The organism is Pseudomonas sp. NFACC24-1 (genome assembly GCF_900115235.1).
Classification (GTDB): domain Bacteria; phylum Pseudomonadota; class Gammaproteobacteria; order Pseudomonadales; family Pseudomonadaceae; genus Aquipseudomonas; species Aquipseudomonas fluorescens_AA.
In genome coordinates, this window is the sequence record NZ_FOVS01000022.1 from 75,953 (window position 1) to 94,134 (window position 18,182).

At 64.8% G+C, this 18,182-nt stretch carries 20 protein-coding genes; 19 read left to right on the top strand and 1 reads right to left on the bottom strand.

The window, feature by feature from the left end; translation table 11 throughout:
• Positions 1-15 precede the first annotated feature (15 nt).
• On the bottom strand, positions 16-786 hold the full coding sequence (locus BM317_RS20015; protein WP_092173555.1) for a ParA family protein: 771 nt from the start codon (positions 784-786) through the stop codon (positions 16-18).
• A 359-nt stretch (positions 787-1,145) separates the two neighbouring features.
• Here BM317_RS20015 and BM317_RS20020 point away from each other — a divergent pair, with 359 nt between their 5' ends.
• From BM317_RS20020 to BM317_RS20110, 19 genes are all read left to right on the top strand, one after another.
• A complete protein-coding gene (locus BM317_RS20020; RefSeq protein WP_092173560.1) occupies positions 1,146-1,865 on the top strand; it encodes a beta-ketoacyl synthase chain length factor in 720 nt (239 codons plus the stop codon).
• Complete coding sequence (locus BM317_RS20025) at positions 1,841-2,650, top strand: lysophospholipid acyltransferase family protein (protein WP_060739510.1); 810 nt, start codon at positions 1,841-1,843, stop codon at positions 2,648-2,650. The genes BM317_RS20020 and BM317_RS20025 overlap by 25 nt, the downstream gene beginning before the upstream one ends.
• Complete coding sequence (locus BM317_RS20030; RefSeq protein ID WP_060739511.1) at positions 2,631-2,888, top strand: phosphopantetheine-binding protein; 258 nt, start codon at positions 2,631-2,633, stop codon at positions 2,886-2,888. Before BM317_RS20025 ends, BM317_RS20030 begins: the two co-directional genes overlap by 20 nt.
• 9 nt (positions 2,889-2,897) lie before the next feature.
• Complete coding sequence (locus BM317_RS20035; RefSeq protein WP_030140951.1) at positions 2,898-3,152, top strand: acyl carrier protein; 255 nt, start codon at positions 2,898-2,900, stop codon at positions 3,150-3,152.
• Positions 3,149-3,694 carry a COG4648 family protein gene (locus tag BM317_RS20040; protein ID WP_072407257.1) on the top strand — a complete coding sequence of 182 codons (546 nt, stop codon included), beginning with the start codon at positions 3,149-3,151 and terminating at the stop codon, positions 3,692-3,694. The genes BM317_RS20035 and BM317_RS20040 overlap by 4 nt, the downstream gene beginning before the upstream one ends.
• Entirely contained in the window at positions 3,691-5,370 is a 1,680-nt protein-coding gene (locus BM317_RS20045) for an ApeI family dehydratase (protein ID WP_092475871.1), read from the top strand. Before BM317_RS20040 ends, BM317_RS20045 begins: the two co-directional genes overlap by 4 nt.
• Positions 5,371-5,540: 170 nt before the next feature.
• Complete coding sequence (locus tag BM317_RS20050; protein ID WP_092173568.1) at positions 5,541-6,275, top strand: glycosyltransferase family 2 protein; 735 nt, start codon at positions 5,541-5,543, stop codon at positions 6,273-6,275.
• A complete protein-coding gene (locus BM317_RS20055; RefSeq protein WP_092173571.1) occupies positions 6,272-7,216 on the top strand; it encodes an LpxL/LpxP family acyltransferase in 945 nt (314 codons plus the stop codon). Before BM317_RS20050 ends, BM317_RS20055 begins: the two co-directional genes overlap by 4 nt.
• Positions 7,197-8,741, top strand: coding sequence for an HAL/PAL/TAL family ammonia-lyase (gene hutH / locus BM317_RS20060; protein ID WP_092173575.1), 1,545 nt, complete (start codon positions 7,197-7,199; stop codon positions 8,739-8,741). The genes BM317_RS20055 and hutH overlap by 20 nt, the downstream gene beginning before the upstream one ends.
• Positions 8,734-9,159 (top strand): acyl-CoA thioesterase, encoded by a 426-nt coding sequence (locus tag BM317_RS20065; RefSeq protein ID WP_092173580.1) that lies wholly within the window; start codon positions 8,734-8,736, stop codon positions 9,157-9,159. Before hutH ends, BM317_RS20065 begins: the two co-directional genes overlap by 8 nt.
• Positions 9,156-9,749: an outer membrane lipoprotein carrier protein LolA gene (locus tag BM317_RS20070; RefSeq protein ID WP_092475875.1), complete on the top strand. Its 594-nt coding sequence runs from the start codon at positions 9,156-9,158 to the stop codon at positions 9,747-9,749. The genes BM317_RS20065 and BM317_RS20070 overlap by 4 nt, the downstream gene beginning before the upstream one ends.
• Complete coding sequence (locus BM317_RS20075; RefSeq protein ID WP_092475878.1) at positions 9,733-12,072, top strand: MMPL family transporter; 2,340 nt, start codon at positions 9,733-9,735, stop codon at positions 12,070-12,072. Before BM317_RS20070 ends, BM317_RS20075 begins: the two co-directional genes overlap by 17 nt.
• Positions 12,073-12,095: 23 nt before the next feature.
• A complete protein-coding gene (locus BM317_RS20080; protein WP_092173592.1) occupies positions 12,096-13,355 on the top strand; it encodes an NAD(P)/FAD-dependent oxidoreductase in 1,260 nt (419 codons plus the stop codon).
• Positions 13,352-14,080 (top strand): class I SAM-dependent methyltransferase, encoded by a 729-nt coding sequence (locus BM317_RS20085; protein WP_092475881.1) that lies wholly within the window; start codon positions 13,352-13,354, stop codon positions 14,078-14,080. Before BM317_RS20080 ends, BM317_RS20085 begins: the two co-directional genes overlap by 4 nt.
• On the top strand, positions 14,077-14,559 hold the full coding sequence (locus BM317_RS20090; RefSeq protein WP_060739522.1) for a DUF3261 domain-containing protein: 483 nt from the start codon (positions 14,077-14,079) through the stop codon (positions 14,557-14,559). The genes BM317_RS20085 and BM317_RS20090 overlap by 4 nt, the downstream gene beginning before the upstream one ends.
• Complete coding sequence (locus tag BM317_RS20095) at positions 14,556-15,752, top strand: beta-ketoacyl-[acyl-carrier-protein] synthase family protein (protein ID WP_092173604.1); 1,197 nt, start codon at positions 14,556-14,558, stop codon at positions 15,750-15,752. The genes BM317_RS20090 and BM317_RS20095 overlap by 4 nt, the downstream gene beginning before the upstream one ends.
• Entirely contained in the window at positions 15,749-16,216 is a 468-nt protein-coding gene (locus BM317_RS20100; protein ID WP_092173609.1) for a hotdog family protein, read from the top strand. Before BM317_RS20095 ends, BM317_RS20100 begins: the two co-directional genes overlap by 4 nt.
• Positions 16,213-16,941 carry a 3-ketoacyl-ACP reductase FabG2 gene (locus tag BM317_RS20105; RefSeq protein WP_092173613.1) on the top strand — a complete coding sequence of 243 codons (729 nt, stop codon included), beginning with the start codon at positions 16,213-16,215 and terminating at the stop codon, positions 16,939-16,941. The genes BM317_RS20100 and BM317_RS20105 overlap by 4 nt, the downstream gene beginning before the upstream one ends.
• Complete coding sequence (locus tag BM317_RS20110) at positions 16,941-18,167, top strand: beta-ketoacyl-ACP synthase (protein ID WP_092173616.1); 1,227 nt, start codon at positions 16,941-16,943, stop codon at positions 18,165-18,167. Before BM317_RS20105 ends, BM317_RS20110 begins: the two co-directional genes overlap by 1 nt.
• Positions 18,168-18,182: the final 15 nt, after the last annotated feature.

Consider the following 18,182-nt stretch of genomic DNA (forward strand, 5'->3'; position numbering starts at 1 on the left):
GTACAGGCCTGCCAGTCAGGCACTTTCCAGCAATCCATGCAGTTCCACGAACTGCTGGGTCAGCTTGTGCCGCGGGTCAAGGTGGATCAGCGGCAGGCTGGCCTGGTGGGATTCGCGCATGCGCACCGAACTGCTCAAGTACACCGGCAATACCGGCAGGCCTTCGGCGATCAGTTCGTCGAGAATCTGCTGCGGCAGGCTGGCGCGGGCCTGGAACTGGTTGACCACGATGCCTTCGACTTCCAGGCCTTCGTTATGGTCCTCCTTGAGTTCTTCAATTTCCGCCAGCAGGCCGTACAAGGCCTGACGGGAGAAGCTGTCGCAGTCAAAGGGAATCAGCACCCGATCAGCGGCGATCAACGCTGAAACCGCATAGAAATTCAGCGCTGGCGGGGTGTCCAGGTAAATCCGGTCGTAATCCTCCTCCAGCTCTTCGAGCAATTTGCGCAGCTTGTTGATCTTGTGCTTCGCCTCGAGCTTGGGCTGCAGGTCCGTCAGCTCCGCCGTGGCGGTGATCACGTGCAGGTTGTCGAACGGCGTTTCGTAGATATCCACCTTGTTCTTTTTCGAGAAAGGCCCGGACGACAGGGTCTGCTTGAAGAAGTCGGCAATGCCCATGGGGATATCGTCGCCGGTCAGGCCAGTCAGGTATTGAGTGGAATTGGCCTGGGCATCCAGGTCCACCAACAGCGTGCGATAGCCCTCGCTGGCGCTGACAGCCGCCAGATTGCAGGCGATGCTGGACTTGCCTACGCCACCTTTCTGATTGAACACCACACGCCGCATGTCAAAACCTCCGTGTATCAAAGATTCCCGAGTGTAGTAGCCCGCGACACTGCTTAGCTACCTTCTGCGTAGAAGGACTACTGCAACAGTGGCATTTCCCACGACTCAAACGTCAATTGTGCCCGGATAAAGACTGAAACTACCGACAGACAAGCCCGTGACGATCGCGACAATGGTCCAAGCCAGGCATCGAGTGGACCGACTCGTACAGATTGCTGGGCAAAATGTAACCAGTATTTGCTACAAGCCAACCGCACCGGGATAATGCGCGCCACTTGGGTCGCAAGGCCATGCAGGGTAGGACGCGGGTCAAACCACTGAACCGTGACAATAAAAGCCCCGCAGGGGTGGGATGAGTTTTGATCAATTTCAATATCGCCCAATGGCGCGCGTGGGCCCCTGGGCTCGAAAGCGTGGACGACTGGCAGGCCTGGAGCCGACAGCCGGTTGTATTGCCGGCCAGCGATGCCGCCCCTGACGTATCGTTCCTGCCCGCCATGCAGCGTCGTCGCCTAAGCCGCCTGGCGCGGATGGCCTTCAGTGTCGGCTGGCCACTGGCCGAGGGCCAACGGGACCTACCGTTGGTCTTTATTTCCCGCCACGGCGAAACCCCGCGCACGTTTGAGATTCTCAAGGACCTGGCGGCCAACCAACCCTTGTCGCCAACCCAGTTCAGCCTGTCGGTGCACAACGCCGTAATCGGCCTGTGGTCGATCATGCGCGGCGAAACCAGCGAAATGACCGCCCTGGCCGCCACCGGCGACGGCTTGGAACACGGCATGCTGGAGGCCGCCGCCTTGTTGAATGAAGGCGTGCCGGCGGTGTTGCTGGTGATCACCGAAGAACAACCGCCGCAAGTCTACGCACCGTGGGTCGATGACGTGCCTTTCCCCTATGCCGTGGGCCTGCTGCTGACGCCGGGCGACGACTGGCAACTGGAGCTGTCCGCGCAGGCCGGCCAACGATCCGGCGGCGACTGGCCCCATGCCCTGGACCTGTTGCGTACCCTGCTGAACAACGAAACCACCTGCCAACATGCCTGGAAGAATCGTGTATGGACCTGGCAACGCAACCGGTGACCGGTAAACATCGCGACGCCTATTACTGGCGCCTGGTCGCGACCGCCGCAAGCTTCGCCCTGTTCGGGCTGGGCGGGCTGTGCCTGCGCTTGCTGGTATTTCCGTTGCTGGCCTGGCTGCCCGGTGATGCCCAGGCCCACCGACAAAGGGCTCGTCGCACCGTCGGGCGGTTGTTCTGGTTCTTTATCCGGTTCATGGCCCGTACCGGCGTGCTCACCTACCAGATCGATGGCGCCGAACGGCTCGGGCGCCCCGGGCAGATGATCATTGCCAATCACCCCTCGCTGATCGACGTGGTGTTCCTGATCGGGCTGGTGCCCAACGCCAACTGCGTGGTCAAGCAAAGCCTGTGGGACAATCCCTTTACCCGTGGGCCATTGCGTTCAACCCAGTACATCAGCAACGACGGCAGCATGGACATGCTCGATGCCGCCAGCGATACCCTGCAAGATGGCCAGACACTGATCGTGTTTCCCGAAGGGACGCGCACCCAGCCAGGCCAGGTGCCGGCCTTTCATCGGGGGGCCGCGGCCATCGCCCTGCGGGGTGCGAAAATCCTCACGCCCGTCACGATCAAGGTCAACCCCACGACCCTGACCAAGGCCGAACCCTGGTATCGCATCCCCCGGCGCCGCGTGCACTTCAGTTTTCACGTCGGGGCCGATATAGATCCACAGGCGTTCGCCGCGCTCGGCCCGCCGCCCCAGGCTTCGCGCAGGCTCAACGATTTCTTGCATCACTATTTCATCAAGGAGCTCGCCGAAGATGAGCGATCTGCACCGTGACATCAAACAGCTGATCATCGACGCCCTCGGCCTGGAGGATATTGGAGTCGACGACATCGGCGACCACCAGACCCTGTTCGGCGAAGGCCTGGGCCTGGACTCGGTGGATGCCCTGGAGCTAGGCCTGGCGATCCAGAAGGAGTACGGCATCAAGATCGACGCCGACGCCAAGGACACCCGTAACCATTTCAGCAACGTGGCAAGCCTTGCGGCCTTCGTCACTGCAAAACGCCCCTGAGACCGGACCATGCAAACTCGTGACGATATTTTCAACACCCTGCGCGATGCTCTGGTCGAGCTTTTCGAGCTGGACCCTGAGCGCGTGACGCTGGAATCGAACCTGTACCAGGACCTGGAAATCGACAGCATCGATGCGGTTGACCTGATCGACCACATCAAGCGCCAGACCGGCAAGAAAATCGCCGCCGAGGAATTCAAGTCGGTGCGCACCGTCAATGACGTGGTCGAGGCGGTCTATCGACTGGTTCAACCGGCCGCATGACCCGGCTGATTGGCCTCGGCCTGCTGCTGGCAGGCCTGCTGTATCCCTTTGCGGTGTATTTCGGCATGGAGCATTTCGCCCCGTGGCAGTTCGGGCTGCTGCTGGGTAGCCTGTGGCTGGCCCGGGCGTTGCTAGGCAAGGGCGGTGACGGCAGCCGCTGGATGGCGACCACGGCGATCGTGTTTTGCGTGTTGCTCGCGCTGTTCGACAGCCCGCTCCTGCTGCGCTGGTACCCGGTACTGATCAGCGGGTTCATGCTCGGGCTGTTTGCCCTGAGCCTGAAATACGGCCCGCCAATGATCGAACGCCTGGCCCGCTTGCGCGAACCGCAACTGCCGGCCAAGGCGGTGGTCTATACGCGTCAGGTCACGGTGGCCTGGAGTGTGTTTTTCCTGTGTAACGGTTTGCTCGCCGCCGCCCTGACCCTCTGGGCGCCGCTGAGCTGGTGGATGTTGTACACCGGCCTGATTTCCTACGGATTGATGGGGCTGCTGTTTGCCATTGAATGGCTCATACGACAACGAGTAAGAGGCCGCCCATGAATTGGATAACACTTGAGCGGATGTTGCTCAGGGCTCAGCCGGAACGCGCCGTCACGGTCGCTCCGGCGCTGGATCATTCGCAACTGCGGGACGCGGCGTTGCGCCTGGCGGGCGGCCTGCAAGCCCGGGGTGTGCGCCATGTGGCGGTGCATCTGGAAGATGCCGCCGACCTGGCCATCGCCCTGCTCGGTGCCTGGCACGCCGGGGTGCGCGTCCTGCTTCCCGCCGACCTGCAAGCGCAGACACGCCAGCGCTGGGCGGCGGCGGTGGACCTGTGGCTGACCGACCAGCCCGGCGACACCCATCCCGACGACTTGCGATGTGCGCCGATGGACGCCGCCGAGCTGGACCTCGATCACTGCTGGCTGAGCCTGTGCACCTCCGGCTCCAGCGGCGAACCCAAGCGCATCGAGAAAACCCTGCGGCAGTTGAGTAACGAAGTCCAGGCCCTGGAACAGTTGTGGGGCGCCGACCTGGGCCCGGCCTGCATGATCGGCAGCGTTGCCACCCAGCACATCTACGGGCTGCTGTTCCGAGTGCTGTGGCCGCTGTGTGCCGGGCGTCCGTTCATGCGCAGGCAATTGGCGTTCCCCGAAGACCTGCAACGCGCCAGCCGCGAGCAACCGGTGTTCGCCTGGGTCGCCAGCCCGGCGTTGCTCAAGCGCATGGGCGATAACCTCGATTGGCCGGCCCTGAGCAGCGTGCGCCGGGTGTTCTCCTCCGGCGGCGCCTTGCCAGTCGAGGCCGCGCAAAGCTTGCAGCGACGCCTGGGACAATGGCCGACGGAAATTTTCGGCAGCTCGGAAACCGGCGGTATCGCCTGGCGCCAGGGTGACCCATGGTGGCAGCCCTTTGCCGACGTCGAGCTGAACCAGGACAGCGACGGCGCCTTGCTGATCGCTTCGCCTTATCTGCCCGCCGGGCATGTGGAACACACCGCCGACGCGGCGCGAATCGCCGAAGATGGCCGCTTCGAGCTGCTCGGGCGACTGGACCGTATCGTCAAGCTCGAAGAGAAACGCATCTCCCTGCCCATGCTCGAACAGGCGCTGGTGGCCCACGACTGGGTCAGCGAAGCGCGGCTGGGGGTGGTGCAGGAGAATCGCGCCTCCCTCGGCGCGCTGCTGGTGTTGAGCGAGGCTGGCCTGCGGGTCTTGCGCAACCAGGGTCGGCGGGCCGTGACCGAGGGCCTGCGCCGGCACCTGAGCGAACATTGCGAAACCCTCGCCCTGCCACGGCGCTGGCGCTGGCTGCGGCAGTTGCCGCTCAACGCCCAGGGCAAGCTGCCCCAGGCCGAGGTCGAGGCGCTGCTGATGGCGCCACGCCCCAAAACCCCCGACGTGTTGGAGCAGGTCGAAACCGACGGTGAGTGGAGCCTGCAACTGGTCGTGCCGCCTGACCTTGCGTACTTCAGCGGCCACTTCCCCACCGCCCCGGTATTGCCCGGCGTGGTGCAGGTCGACTGGGCCTTGAGCCTGGGCCGCCAACTGCTGGACCTGCCGCCCCGGTTCGTCGGCATGGAGGTGCTGAAATTCCAGCAACTGGTGCGCCCCGGTGACGACATCCAACTGCACCTACGCTTCGACCGCGAGCGCGGCAAGCTGTACTTTGCCTACCGCAATGCCACGGCGGCCTGTTCCAGCGGGCGGATTGTGTTGGGGATGGCTGATGATTAATGCTCACACTGCCCTCCTGTGGCGAGGGGATTTATCCCCGCTCGAGTGCGAAGCGCTCGCCATCAGTCTGTGTCGTTGCACAGAATTTGGGGTCGCTGCGCAACCCAGCGGGGATAAATCCCCTCGCCACAGGGAGGCGGTGCACAGTGGCTCGTTGGAAGGCGGAAAATATGCATAACCCCTGCGCCGTCATCCCGGTCTACAACCACGAAACCGCCATCTCGGCGGTGGTCCAGGCGTTGCTCGCCAACGGCCTGCCCTGCGTGCTGGTGGATGACGCCAGCAACCCGGCATGTGCCGCCGTACTGGAACGGCTGGCCGAGGGCGAGCAGGTGCATCTGGTCAGGCTGGCCGTCAACCAGGGCAAGGGCGGCGCGGTCATGACCGGCTTGCGGGAAGCGTCGCGCCTGGGTTTCAGCCACGCCTTGCAAGTGGACGCCGACGGGCAGCACGACCTGGGCGACGTGAAGACCTTCATCGAGCAATCCCGTGCCCACCCGGACGCAGTGATCTGCGGCTATCCGCACTACGACGCCAGTGTGCCGAAAGGTCGCCTGTACGCGCGCTACCTGACCCACGTCATGGTCTGGATCAACAGCCTGTCCCTGCAAATCCGCGACTCGATGTGCGGCTTTCGGGTCTACCCCTTGGCACCGACCCTGGCGCTGATCGACTCGGCCAATATCGGCAAGCGCATGGATTTCGACTCGGACATCCTGGTGCGCCTGGCCTGGCGCAATCAGCCGATGCACTGGCTGCACACCCGGGTCCATTACCCTCAGGACGGGGTTTCGCATTTTCGCCTGTTCCACGACAACGTGCTGATTTCCAGCATGCACACCCGGCTGTTCTTCGGCATGCTGGTGCGCGCGCCCCTGATCCTCTGGCGACGGTGGCGGACATGAGCCTTCAGGCAGACAAGCAACATTGGGCCGACCGCCAGGAGCGCGGCAGTTTCTGGCTGATGAAACTCACCGCGCTCGCCGCCAAGGTGCTCGGCCGGCGCTTGCTGACCCCGGTGCTGTACGGCATCGTCCTGTACTTTTTCATTTTCGGCCGCAGCGCGCGCCAGGCGGCCTGGCAATACCAGCAACGCCTGGCCGACTGGAGCGCACGCCCCGAACTGCGCCCGACCCGCTGGCGGGTGTTCGGGCAATTCATGGCGTTCGCCGATTCCTTGCTCGACAAGCTCGACGTCTGGAACGGCAAGCTGAGCATCGACCAGATCGAAATCGTCGACCCGGCGCTGCTGCGCAATCACCTGCGCGATGCTCGCGGGCAAATGCTGGTGGGCGCGCACCTGGGCAACCTGGAGATGTGCCGGGCCCTGGCCGAACTGGGCGAGAAAGTGACCATGAACGTGCTGGTGCACACCAAGCACGCCGAGCAGTTCAACCGTTTGCTGGGCGAGGCCGGCGCCACGCACTTGCGGCTGATCCAGGTCAGTGAGCTGAACCCGGTGATCATGTTGCAACTGAGCGAGCGCCTGGAGCGCGGCGAATGGCTGGCGATTGCCGGCGACCGTGTACCGCTGCACGGCGGGCGCAGCGTGATCGTGGACTTCATGGGCCACCCGGCGGCATTCCCCCAAGGACCCTGGCTGCTGGCCGGCCTGCTGAAATGCCCGGTCAACCTGCTGATGTGCCTCAAGCATGAGGGGCGCTATCGCGTCACCCTCGAGCCCTTCGCCGAGGCCGTGGTGTGGAAACGCAACGACCGCGAGCAAGCGATCGCCCATTGGGCCGGCCACTATGCCGAGCGCCTGGCGCAGTACTGCCTCCAAGGCCCCCAACAGTGGTTCAACTTTTACCCTTTCTGGAAGACCGATGACGATGCCCACTCTTGAGCCGGTAACTTTCGGCGAACGCCCCCTGCGCATCGAAGATGTGCTGGCCCTGGCCAACCGTCAGGCCCCGACGCAGTTGCAGGATGACCCGGCGTTCCGCCAGCGCATCGCCAAGGGTGCGCAATTCCTCGACTCCTTGCTGGACAAGGAAGGCGTGATCTACGGCGTGACCACCGGCTACGGTGACTCTTGCGTGGTGGCGGTACCACTGCACCACGTCGAGGCCCTGCCGCGTCACCTGTACACGTTCCACGGCTGTGGCCTGGGCAAGCTGCTGGACGCCCAGGCCACCCGCGCAGTGCTGGCGGCGCGCTTGCAGTCGCTGTGCCACGGCGTGTCGGGGGTGCGGGTGGAACTGCTGGAACGGCTCCAGGCCTTCCTCGAACACGACATCTTGCCGTTGATCCCGGAAGAAGGCTCGGTGGGCGCCAGCGGTGACCTGACGCCGCTGTCCTATGTGGCGGCCACGTTGTCCGGCGAACGGGAAGTGATGTTCCGCGGCGAGCGGCGCCTGGCCGCCGACGTGCACCGTGAGTTGGGCTGGACCCCACTGGTGCTGCGGCCCAAGGAAGCCCTGGCGCTGATGAACGGCACCGCTGTGATGACCGGCCTGGCCTGCCTGGCCTTCGCCCGGGCCGACTACCTGCTGCAACTGGCGACCCGTATCACCGCGTTGAACGTCGTCGCCCTGCAAGGCAACCCGGAACATTTCGACGAGCGCCTGTTCGCCGCCAAGCCACACCCCGGCCAGATGCAAGTCGCCGCGTGGCTGCGCAAGGACCTGGCCATCGACGCGCCGACCGCGCCGCTGCATCGCCTGCAGGATCGCTATTCCCTGCGCTGCGCCCCCCACGTGCTCGGCGTATTGGCCGACAGCCTGAACTGGCTGCGCTCGTTCATCGAGACCGAACTCAACAGCGCCAACGACAATCCGATCATCGACGCCGAAGCCGAGCGCGTGCTGCACGGCGGGCATTTCTACGGCGGGCATATCGCCTTCGCCATGGACAGCCTGAAGAACCTGGTGGCCAACGTCGCCGACCTGCTCGACCGGCAACTTGCCTTGCTGGTGGACGAGCGCTACAACCACGGCCTGCCGAGCAACCTGTCCGGCGCGAGCGCCGAGCGGGCGATGCTCAACCACGGGTTCAAGGCCGTGCAGATCGGCACCAGCGCCTGGACCGCCGAGGCCCTGAAAAACACCATGCCGGCCAGCGTGTTCTCACGTTCCACCGAATGTCACAACCAAGACAAGGTGAGCATGGGCACCATCGCCGCCCGGGACGCGATCCGCGTGCTGGAACTGACCGAACAGGTCGCCGCCGCCACGTTGCTGGCGGCCAACCAGGGCGTATGGTTGCGCAGTCGCGGCGAAGACGCGCGGCCGTTGCCGCCGGCCCTGGCCGCCATGCACCAGCAACTGGCGGAGGATTTCGCCCCGGTCATCGAAGACCGCGCCCTGGAAGGCGAACTGCGCCTGTGCCTGCAACGCATCGCCGAACAACGTTGGAGGCTGCATGCGTAGCCAAGGCGTTCTGCACGTCGACACCCCCATTGTGGTGCCGTTTTTCGACGTCGATTCGATGAACGTGGTCTGGCACGGCCACTACGTCAAATACCTGGAAGTGGCCCGCTGTGCGCTGCTCGACCTGATCGGCCACAACTACAACGACATGCTCGAATCCGGCCATGCGTGGCCGGTCATCGACCTGCAACTGCGCTACGTGCGCAGCGCCGTGTTCGGCCAGGCCCTGACCGTGCGTGCCAGCCTGGTGGAGTGGGAAAACCGGCTGAAGATCAATTACCTGATCAGCGACGCAGCCACCGGCGAGCGCCTGACCCGCGCCAGTTCGGTACAAGTGGCGGTGGACATCGCCAGCCGCGAAATGCTGCTGGCCTCGCCCCGGGTCTTTGTCGAAGCCGTCGAAAGGAAACTGCCATGAAACGTTTGTCGATCTGGTTGCTGCTGTGTTGCCTGGCGCCGTTGGCCCAGGCCTTCGACCTGCAGCAGTTGAGCGACCAACTGGCCCGCCCGGAGGTGATCCACGGCCAGTTCATCCAGGAAAAACACCTGCGTGCCCTGCCCCAGCCGCTCACCAGCAAGGGCCGCTTCGTACTGGCGAAAAACCACGGCCTGCTGTGGCTGCTGCAAACCCCGCTGCAACAGGACTACCGCATTACCGCCCAGGGCATCGCCCGGCGGGATGGCAATGCCTGGCAGATGCTGCCGAACAAGAGCGCCGGCGCCGAGCAGAACCGCCTGTTCCTGACGGTATTGCAGGGCGACAGCAGTGGATTGCAACGGGATTTCGAACTGAGCCTGTCGGGCGAACCGCAGCAGTGGAAACTCACCCTGACCCCGCGCTCGGTGCTGCTCAAGCAGGTCTTCAACCAGATCAACATTGACGGCGGCGAACTGGTCCAGCGCATCGAACTGCTGGAAACCCAGGGCGACAGCACCGTGCTGCGCATGCAGGACGCCACCAGCGCGCAACCTTTGAGCGAAGCGGAGCAACATGATTTTGCCGAGTGAACGGATGCTGCCCCGGCTGTTCCTGATCCTGCTGCTGGCCGTGCTCGCGCTCGCCGGCTGGCAGTGGCGCAACGGCGCGCCGCTGTCGGCCAATCTCATGGAGCTGGTGCCGGGCACGTCGCCCGATGCCCTGGAACTGATCGCCGAACAGCGCATGCAGGAACCGCTCAACCGCGAGGTGCTGGTGCTGGTCGGGCATGCCGATCGCCAGCAAGCCATCGCCCTGGCGCAAACCCTCGGCGAGCGATGGCAAGCCAGCGGCCTGTTCGACAAGGTGCAGTGGACAATGCAGGCCGACTTGCCGGCGCTGCGTACGCAACTGCTCAACGGGCGCTTGGCAATGCTCTCGGCGGCGGACCGGCAGCAACTGATCGAACAGCCCCAGGCGTTCATCCAGCAACGGGTGCAGGCCCTGTTCGACCCGTTCAGCGGCTTCAGCCTGGTGCCGAACCAGGACGATTGGCTGGGCCTGACCGGGCGTATCCAGAACAGCCAGCCCCAACGCGGCGCGATCAAATTCGACATCGGCAGCGGGGCCCTGGTCGCCGATGCCGACGGTAAAAGTTGGGTGATGCTGCGGGCCCGTGCCCAGGGTACCGCCTTCGACATGAACCTGCCGCTGCAAGTGGCCGAGCTGCTGCAACGCAGCCGCGACCAGGCGAGCCAGGCCCAAGGGCAACTGCTGGCGGCCAGCGGCCTGCTGTACGCCGCCAGCGGCCAGCAACAGGCGTCGCGGGAAATCACCTGGGTCGGCGGTGGCGCGACGGTCGGCATTCTACTGCTGCTGTTGCTGGCCTTCCGACGCTTGCGGGTGTGGCTGGCGTTCGTGCCGGTGCTGGTGGGCATGCTGTTCGGCGCGGTGGCGTGCGTGGCCTTGTTCGGACGCATGCATGTGATGACCCTGGTATTGGGGTCCAGCCTGATCGGCGTCGCGGTGGATTACCCCCTGCACTACCTGTCCAAGAGCTGGAGCCTCAAGCCATGGCGCAGTTGGCCGGCCTTGCGCCTGACCCTGCCGGGGCTGAGCCTGAGCCTGGCGACCACCTGCATTGGCTACCTGGCCCTGGCCTGGACGCCGTTCCCGGCCCTGACCCAGATCGCGATATTTTCCGCCGCCGGGCTGGTGGGTGCCTACTTGACCGCCGTGTGCCTGTTGCCAGCGCTGCTCAACGGTGCGGATTTGCGTCCGGCCCAGTGGCCGCTGCGGCTGTGCGAAGGCCTGCTCCAGATCCGCCAGGCGTTGTTGGCACGGGTGCCGACGCCAGTGCTGCTGGTGTTGCTGCTGAGCTTCTGCGCGGGCGGCCTCTGGCACCTGACCACGAAAAACGACATCCGCCAGTGGATCGGCACGCCTCAGCACCTCACCGACGAAGCCCGCGACATCGCGCGCATCACCGGCTTCCAGCCCACCAGCCAGTTCTTCCTGATCCGCGCCGACAATCAGTCTCAACTGCTGGAGCGCCAGACCGCCCTCAACGAGCGGCTGGATCAGTTGATCGCCCTGGAAAAACTCCAGGGCTACCTGTCGCTGAACCAACTGGTGAGCCCACCCGCCGAACAGCAGAAGGTGCGTGAGGCCCTGGCCCGCTTGCCAGCTGTCTGGCAGCCGTTGCTGGACCTGGGCGTGCCGGTCGCCGCGCTGCAAGCGGAACTGGCGCAATTGCAGGCCTTGCCGGTGACCGACATCGATGCCGCGCTGGCCGGGCCCCTGGCCGAGCCGTACCGCACGCTCTGGCTCGGCCCCACCGCCCAAGGCGTGGCCGCGATGATCAGCCTGCAAGGCTTGAACGATGCCGCGCTGCTGCGGGTGCAAGCCGTGGACCTGCCGGGGGTACAACTGGTGGATCGCTTGGGCGACCTGAACCGAGTCTTCGCCGCCACGCAGGTCAGCGCCGCCGAGTTGAAACTGGCCTCCTGCGTGCTGATCGTGCTGGTGCTGATCTGGCCGTTCGGGGTCGGTGCGGCCTTGCGCATCGTCGCCCTGCCACTGCTGGCCGCGCTGTGCAGCCTGGCGAGCCTTGGCTGGCTGGGGCAGCCACTGACGCTGTTCAGCCTGTTCGGCCTGCTGCTGGTGACGGCCATCGGCGTCGATTACGCGATCCTGATGCGCGAGCAGATTGGTGGCGCAGCGGTGAGCCTGCTAGGCACTTTCCTGGCAGCGATCACCACCTGGCTGTCGTTCGGCTTGCTGGCGCTGTCCAGCACACCGGCAGTGAGTAATTTTGGCCTGGCGGTGAGCCTGGGGCTGGCTTTCAGCTTCATGCTGGCGCCGTGGGCCGGGCGTCACGAACACCCCGCATCCGCTCAAGAAGACCAACGATGATTACGGATATTCAAGGAATCCCAATGCCTGTCACTGAAACGGAATATCGCCAGGTCGTCATCATCGGTGCCGGTCCCTCCGGGGCCATCGCCGCCGCGCTGCTCAAGCGCAAGGGCCACGATGTGCTGGTCATCGAACGCCAGCATTTCCCACGGTTCTCCATCGGTGAAAGCCTGTTGTCCCATTGCCTGGATTTCGTTGAAGAAGCCGGCATGCTCGACGCGGTGAATGCCGCCGGGTTCCAGCGCAAGAACGGCGCCGCGTTCGCCTGGGGCGAGCGCTACAGCGCCTTCGACTTCGGCGATACCTTCAGCAACGGCAAGCCCACCACTTTCCAGGTGCAACGGGCCGACTTCGACAAATTGCTGGCCGACCAGGCCGCCCTGCAAGGCGTGGAAATCCGCTACGGCCAAGCGATTGCCAGTGCCGATTTCACCCTCGCCAAACCACGACTGGGCGTGCAGCGTGAAGACGGCAGCGAGTACTGCGTCGAGGCTGACTTCGTGCTCGATGCCAGCGGCTACGGTCGCGTCCTGCCGCGCCTGCTGGACCTTGAGGCGCCGTCGAACTTCCCGCTGCGCCAGGCGGTGTTCACGCACATCGAGGATCGCATCGACGCTCCGGCGTTCGACCGGGAAAAGATCCTCATCACCACCCACCCGAGCAAACGTGACGTGTGGTTCTGGACCATTCCGTTCAGCGGCGGGCGCTGCTCGGTGGGCGTGGTAGCAGCGGCGGAACATTTCGCCGGCCGCACCGACGACCTCGATGCCTGCCTGCGTGGTTTCATCGACGAAACCCCAAGCCTGGCCGGCGTACTGCAAAATGCGGAGTGGGACACCCCGGCGCGGACCATCGGCGGCTACTCGGCCAACGTCAAGACCCTGCACGGCCCTGGCTTTGCCCTGTTGGGCAACGCCGCGGAATTCCTCGACCCGGTGTTCTCCTCCGGCGTGACCATTGCCATGCGTTCGGCGAGCATGGCCGCCGATGTACTCCACCGCCAGCTCCAAGGTGAAAGCGTCGATTGGCAAAGCGAGTTTGCCGAGCCGCTCAAGCGCGGCGTCGACACCTTCCGCTGCTATGTCGAAGGCTGGTACGCCGGTACCTTCCAGGACGTGATTTTCTACACCGAAGGCTCGGACGACATCCGGCGCATGATCAGTTCGATCCTGGCTGGCTACGCCTGGGATCAACGCAACCCGTTTGTCAGTGAACCCAAGCGGCGCCTGCGCATGCTCTCGGAAATCTGCGCAAGCCCGGCGCCGAGTCAGCAACCATGAGCTACCTGAGCGACAACTACGTCGAAGAAACCCGCTTCGGCTTCTGGTTCCTGCGCAGCCACACCTGGCAGCACCACGTGTTGCGCGTGGCGATCAACGACCTGCGCAGCCTGTTCAGCACCGCGCTGCCGGCCAACCCGGTGCTGCTGGACGCCGGCTGCGGCCAGGGCAAATCATTCCAGTACCTGCGCCAGGTGTTCGCGCCACAACGCCTGATCGGCGTGGATGCCGACCCTCACAGCCTGGACCTGAGCCGGGAGGAAGCCGCGCGCCAAGGCATGAGCGTGGAACTGATCGGCAGCGACTGCGCGACCTTGGCGGTGCCCGACGCCAGCGTCGACCTGCTGTTCTGCCACCAGACGTTCCATCACCTGGTGGAGCAGGAAAAAGCCCTCGCCGAGTTCTACCGCGTACTCAAGCCCGGCGGCTATTTGATGTTCGCCGAATCCACCGAAGCCTACATCGATACCTGGGTGATCCGCTGGCTGTTCCGTCACCCCATGCACGTGCAGAAAAGTGCCGCGCAGTACCTGCAGATGATCCGCGATCAAGGGTTCCGGTTCGAAGACCGCAACGTCTCCTACCCGTACCTGTGGTGGAGCCGTGCCAGGGATTTCGGCCTGCTGGAGCGCTTTGGCCTGCGCCGGCCCAAGCCATTTGGCGAGCGTGAGGAAACCCTGGTCAATGTGGTGGCGCGCAAGCCTGGCGAAGGGGCTGCCGGATGATCCGTGGCCTGCTGATCGCCTGTGTGTTGCTGCTCAGCGCCTGCGCCAGCCAGGCGCCGCTGCCCGCCCGCACACCGACCCTGGCGTTGCCGATGCAGCTGCACATCGAGCGGACCCTGGCCGGCCAACGCCAGGACTGGCTACTGGTGATCCAGCGCGAAGACACCGGCATCCGTTGGTCGATGATGGACCCGCTGGGCATTCCCGTGGCCCGCCAGCGCCTGGTCGACGGCCAGTGGCAGGCCGACGGCCTGCTGCCACCCAATGCCGAGGCCCGGGAGTTGTTCGCCGCGCTGTTGTTTGCCCTGACCCCCGACGCCGAACTGTCCGGCAACTATCCGGCGGCCCGGCGACAGGCGTCGCAACGGACCCTCGATAATCGCTGGCAGGTGCGCTACACGCAGCCGCTGGATTTCGAAATGAGCCTGCCCCAAGGCCCCCGCTACCGCATCACACCGTTGACCGAGAACGCCCCATGACCGCCTACCTGAATGCCCTCGGGGTGATCTGCGCCCTGGGCCGCGACAAGCACACTGTCGCGCGCAACCTGTTTGCCGGCGACTGCTCGGGCGTGCGCTGCGAGGATGGCTGGGTGGCCGAACGGGCCTTGCCGGTCGCCGCGGTACCAGGCGAACTCGCGCCCATCCCCCCTGCCCTGGCGGCACAACGCAGCCGCAATAATCAACTGCTGTTGGAAGCGGGGCTGCAGATTCGCGCGGAGATCGACCAGGCCATCCAGGCCTACGGGCGCGCTCGCATCGGCATCGTCCTGGGCACCAGCACGTCGGGCATCGATGAGGCCAGCCAGGGCATTGCCCACTACCTGCGCGAGCAGCGCTTCCCCGACGGCTACGACTACCAGCAACAGGAACTCAGCGCGCCGGCCAACTTTCTTTCCGACTGGCTCGGCCTGAGCGGCCCGTCCTACGTGATTTCCACGGCCTGTACCTCCAGCGCCCGCGCCTTGATGAGCGCCCGGCGCCTGTTGGACCTGGGCCTGTGCGATGCAGTGCTGTGCGGTGGCGTGGACAGCCTGTGCAAACTGACCCTCAACGGTTTTTCCGCGTTGGAAGCGGTGTCGAACGAACGCTGCAATCCGTTCTCGGTGAACCGCAGCGGCATCAACATTGGCGAAGCGGCGGTGCTGTTTCTCATGAGCAAGACGCCAGGCGAGGGAACACCGATAGCCTTGCTCGGCGACGGCGCCAGTTCCGATGCCCACCATATCTCCGCGCCCGAACCCAGCGGTCGCGGCGCGCGCCAGGCCATGGAAAAAGCCCTGCGCTGCGCCGGCCTCGACGCCCGCCAGATCGACTACCTGAACCTGCATGGCACCGCCACGCAACACAACGACGCCATGGAAAGCCAGGCCGTGGCCGCGCTGTTCCCGGCGGGCGTGCCCTGCTCGTCCACCAAACCCATGACCGGCCATACCCTCGGCGCGGCCGGGGCACTGGAAGCGGCGTTCTGCTGGCTGGCCCTGAGCACACAAAACACTGCCCAGGCCCTGCCGCCGCACATCTGGGACGGCCAGGCCGATCCGGCCCTGCCAGCGCTGAACTGGGTCACCACCAGCACCCGCCTGAACCCGTTCACCCCGCGCCGCCTGATGAGCAATTCATTTGCCTTCGGCGGCAACAACGTCAGCCTGATTATCGGAGACGCCCCATGATTGACTGGCCGCTCGCCGAACTGCTGCCCCATGCCGGCGACATGATCCTCATCGACCGGATCCTGTCGTTCGATGACGAACAGATCCACACCCACGCCACCGTCAAGCCCGGCGGTTTGTTCAACCGCGACGACGGCGCTCTGCCGGCCTGGGTCGGCATCGAGCTGATGGCCCAGAGTGTCGCGGCCTTTGCCGGTTGCCATGCACGCCAACGGGGTGATGCCGTGGCCCTGGGCTTTTTGCTCGGCACCCGCAAGTTCGAATGCAACGTCGAGTGTTTTCCCGTCGGCGTCGAGCTGACCATCCACGGCGTGCGCTCCCTGGAAGACGACAACGGCATGGGCGTGTTCGAATGCCACATCCACGCCCCCGGCATCCATGCCACGGCCCGGCTCAATGTATTCCGTCCGCCCCAGGCTGCCCATTACCTTCATGAACCGTCCGCAACAGGAACCCCGCCATGACTGAATCCGTACTGGTCACCGGCTCCAGCCGTGGCATCGGCCGCGCCATCGCCCTGCGTCTGGCCCAGGCCGGGCACGACATCGTGCTGCACTGCCGCAGCGGCCGCGCCGAGGCCGAGGCGGTCCAGGCACAAATCCAGGCCCTGGGCCGCAACGTCCGGGTGCTGCAATTCGACGTGGCCGACCGCGCCGCCTGCAAGGCCATTCTCGAAGCCGACGTCGAAACCCACGGCGCCTATTACGGCGTGGTGCTCAATGCCGGCCTGACCCGCGATGGCGCCTTCCCGGCCCTGAGCGAAGACGACTGGGATGTGGTGATGCGCACCAACCTCGACGGTTTCTACAACGTACTGCACCCGGTGATGATGCCGATGATCCGTCGTCGCGCCGCCGGAAGGATCGTCTGCATCACTTCGGTTTCCGGGCTGATCGGCAATCGCGGCCAGGTCAACTACAGCGCTTCGAAGGCCGGTTTGATCGGCGCGGCCAAGGCGTTGGCAATCGAGCTGGGCAAGCGCAAGATCACCGTCAATTGCGTCGCGCCGGGGTTGATCGACACCGCCATGCTCGATGAAAACGTACCCGTGGAAGAACTGATGAAAATGATCCCCGCCCAGCGCATGGGCACCCCGGAAGAAGTGGCCGGCGCGGTGAACTTCCTGATGTCCGCCGAAGCCGGCTACATCACCCGGCAGGTCCTGGCCGTCAACGGAGGCTTGTGCTGATGAAGCGCGTCGTCGTCACCGGCATGGCCGGCATCACCTCGGTGGGCAGCGACTGGCCAACCATCGCCGCCAATTTCGCCGCCAACCGCAGCGGCATCCGGCGCATGGATGAGTGGGATCGTTTCAGCGAACTGAACACGCGCCTGGCCGGCCCCATCGACGACTTCCAGGTCCCGGCCCACTGGACCCGCAAGCAATTGCGCAGCATGGGGCGGGTCTCGCGCCTGGCCGTCGCGGCGGCGGAACAGGCCCTGGCCGACGCTGGCCTGCTGGGCGACGAATCGATCAAGGACGGGCGTATGGGCGTGTCCTGCGGTTCATCCACTGGCAGCACCGACGAGATCAAGGCGTTCGGCAACATGCTGCTCAACAGCGTGGCCGAAGGCCTGAATGCCAACTCCTATGTGCGCATGATGCCCCACACCACGGCGGCCAACATCAGCATCTTCTTCGGGCTGACCGGACGCCTGATCCCCACTTCCAGCGCCTGCACCAGCGGCAGCCACGGCATCGGCTATGCCTACGAAGCCATCAAGTTCGGGCGCCTGCCGTTGATGCTGGCCGGCGGTGCGGAAGAACTGTGCCCGACCGAAGCGATGGTCTTCGATGCGCTCTACGCCACCAGCCTGAAAAACGATGCGCCGCAAACCAGCCCGCGTCCCTACGACAAAGGCCGCGATGGCCTGGTGATCGGCGAAGGCGCCGGCATGCTCGTGCTTGAGGAACTGGAACACGCCCTGGCCCGTGGCGCACGGATTCATGCCGAGATCGTTGGCTTCGGCAGCAACGCCGACGGCCAGCACGCCACCCGCCCCGAACTGGTCACCATGCGCCGGGCCATGGAACTGGCCCTGGAAGATGCCGGCCTCGAACCCTCGGCCATCGGCTACGTCAATGGCCATGGCACCGCCACCGAACAGGGCGACATTGCCGAAACCCTGGCCACCAGCAGCCTGTTTGGCGAGCACATGCCCATCAGCTCGCAGAAGAGCTTCCTCGGCCACACCCTGGGTGCCTGCGGAGCGCTGGAATCCTGGTTCAGCATCGAAATGCTGAATAGCGATCTGTACGTGCACACCTTCAACCTCGATGAGGTCGACCCTCAATGCGGCCAGCTCGACTACCTGCGCAGCGAGTTCAGGTCGATGAGCAACGAATACGTGATGAACAACAACTTCGCCTTTGGTGGGGTCAACACCTCGCTGATCTTCCGCCGCTGGCGCTGAATCGGATTCAAAACC

Excerpts from the sequence above, each read along its gene's own strand:
- BM317_RS20065 (WP_092173580.1), top strand. The coding sequence starts at position 8,734 with ATGCGTAGCCAAGGCGTTCTGCACGTCGACACCCCCATTGTGGTGCCG.
- BM317_RS20090 (WP_060739522.1), top strand. The coding sequence starts at position 14,077 with ATGATCCGTGGCCTGCTGATCGCCTGTGTGTTGCTGCTCAGCGCCTGC.
- BM317_RS20100 (WP_092173609.1), top strand. The coding sequence starts at position 15,749 with ATGATTGACTGGCCGCTCGCCGAACTGCTGCCCCATGCCGGCGACATG.
- BM317_RS20055 (WP_092173571.1), top strand. The coding sequence starts at position 6,272 with ATGAGCCTTCAGGCAGACAAGCAACATTGGGCCGACCGCCAGGAGCGC.
- BM317_RS20085 (WP_092475881.1), top strand. The coding sequence starts at position 13,352 with ATGAGCTACCTGAGCGACAACTACGTCGAAGAAACCCGCTTCGGCTTC.
- BM317_RS20040 (WP_072407257.1), top strand. The coding sequence starts at position 3,149 with ATGACCCGGCTGATTGGCCTCGGCCTGCTGCTGGCAGGCCTGCTGTAT.
- BM317_RS20095 (WP_092173604.1), top strand. The coding sequence starts at position 14,556 with ATGACCGCCTACCTGAATGCCCTCGGGGTGATCTGCGCCCTGGGCCGC.
- BM317_RS20070 (WP_092475875.1), top strand. The coding sequence starts at position 9,156 with ATGAAACGTTTGTCGATCTGGTTGCTGCTGTGTTGCCTGGCGCCGTTG.
- BM317_RS20080 (WP_092173592.1), top strand. The coding sequence starts at position 12,096 with ATGCCTGTCACTGAAACGGAATATCGCCAGGTCGTCATCATCGGTGCC.
- BM317_RS20075 (WP_092475878.1), top strand. The coding sequence starts at position 9,733 with ATGATTTTGCCGAGTGAACGGATGCTGCCCCGGCTGTTCCTGATCCTG.
- BM317_RS20015 (WP_092173555.1), bottom strand. The coding sequence starts at position 786 with ATGCGGCGTGTGGTGTTCAATCAGAAAGGTGGCGTAGGCAAGTCCAGC.
- BM317_RS20110 (WP_092173616.1), top strand. The coding sequence starts at position 16,941 with ATGAAGCGCGTCGTCGTCACCGGCATGGCCGGCATCACCTCGGTGGGC.
- BM317_RS20105 (WP_092173613.1), top strand. The coding sequence starts at position 16,213 with ATGACTGAATCCGTACTGGTCACCGGCTCCAGCCGTGGCATCGGCCGC.
- BM317_RS20035 (WP_030140951.1), top strand. The coding sequence starts at position 2,898 with ATGCAAACTCGTGACGATATTTTCAACACCCTGCGCGATGCTCTGGTC.
- BM317_RS20045 (WP_092475871.1), top strand. The coding sequence starts at position 3,691 with ATGAATTGGATAACACTTGAGCGGATGTTGCTCAGGGCTCAGCCGGAA.
- BM317_RS20025 (WP_060739510.1), top strand. The coding sequence starts at position 1,841 with ATGGACCTGGCAACGCAACCGGTGACCGGTAAACATCGCGACGCCTAT.
- BM317_RS20030 (WP_060739511.1), top strand. The coding sequence starts at position 2,631 with ATGAGCGATCTGCACCGTGACATCAAACAGCTGATCATCGACGCCCTC.
- BM317_RS20050 (WP_092173568.1), top strand. The coding sequence starts at position 5,541 with ATGCATAACCCCTGCGCCGTCATCCCGGTCTACAACCACGAAACCGCC.
- hutH (WP_092173575.1), top strand. The coding sequence starts at position 7,197 with ATGACGATGCCCACTCTTGAGCCGGTAACTTTCGGCGAACGCCCCCTG.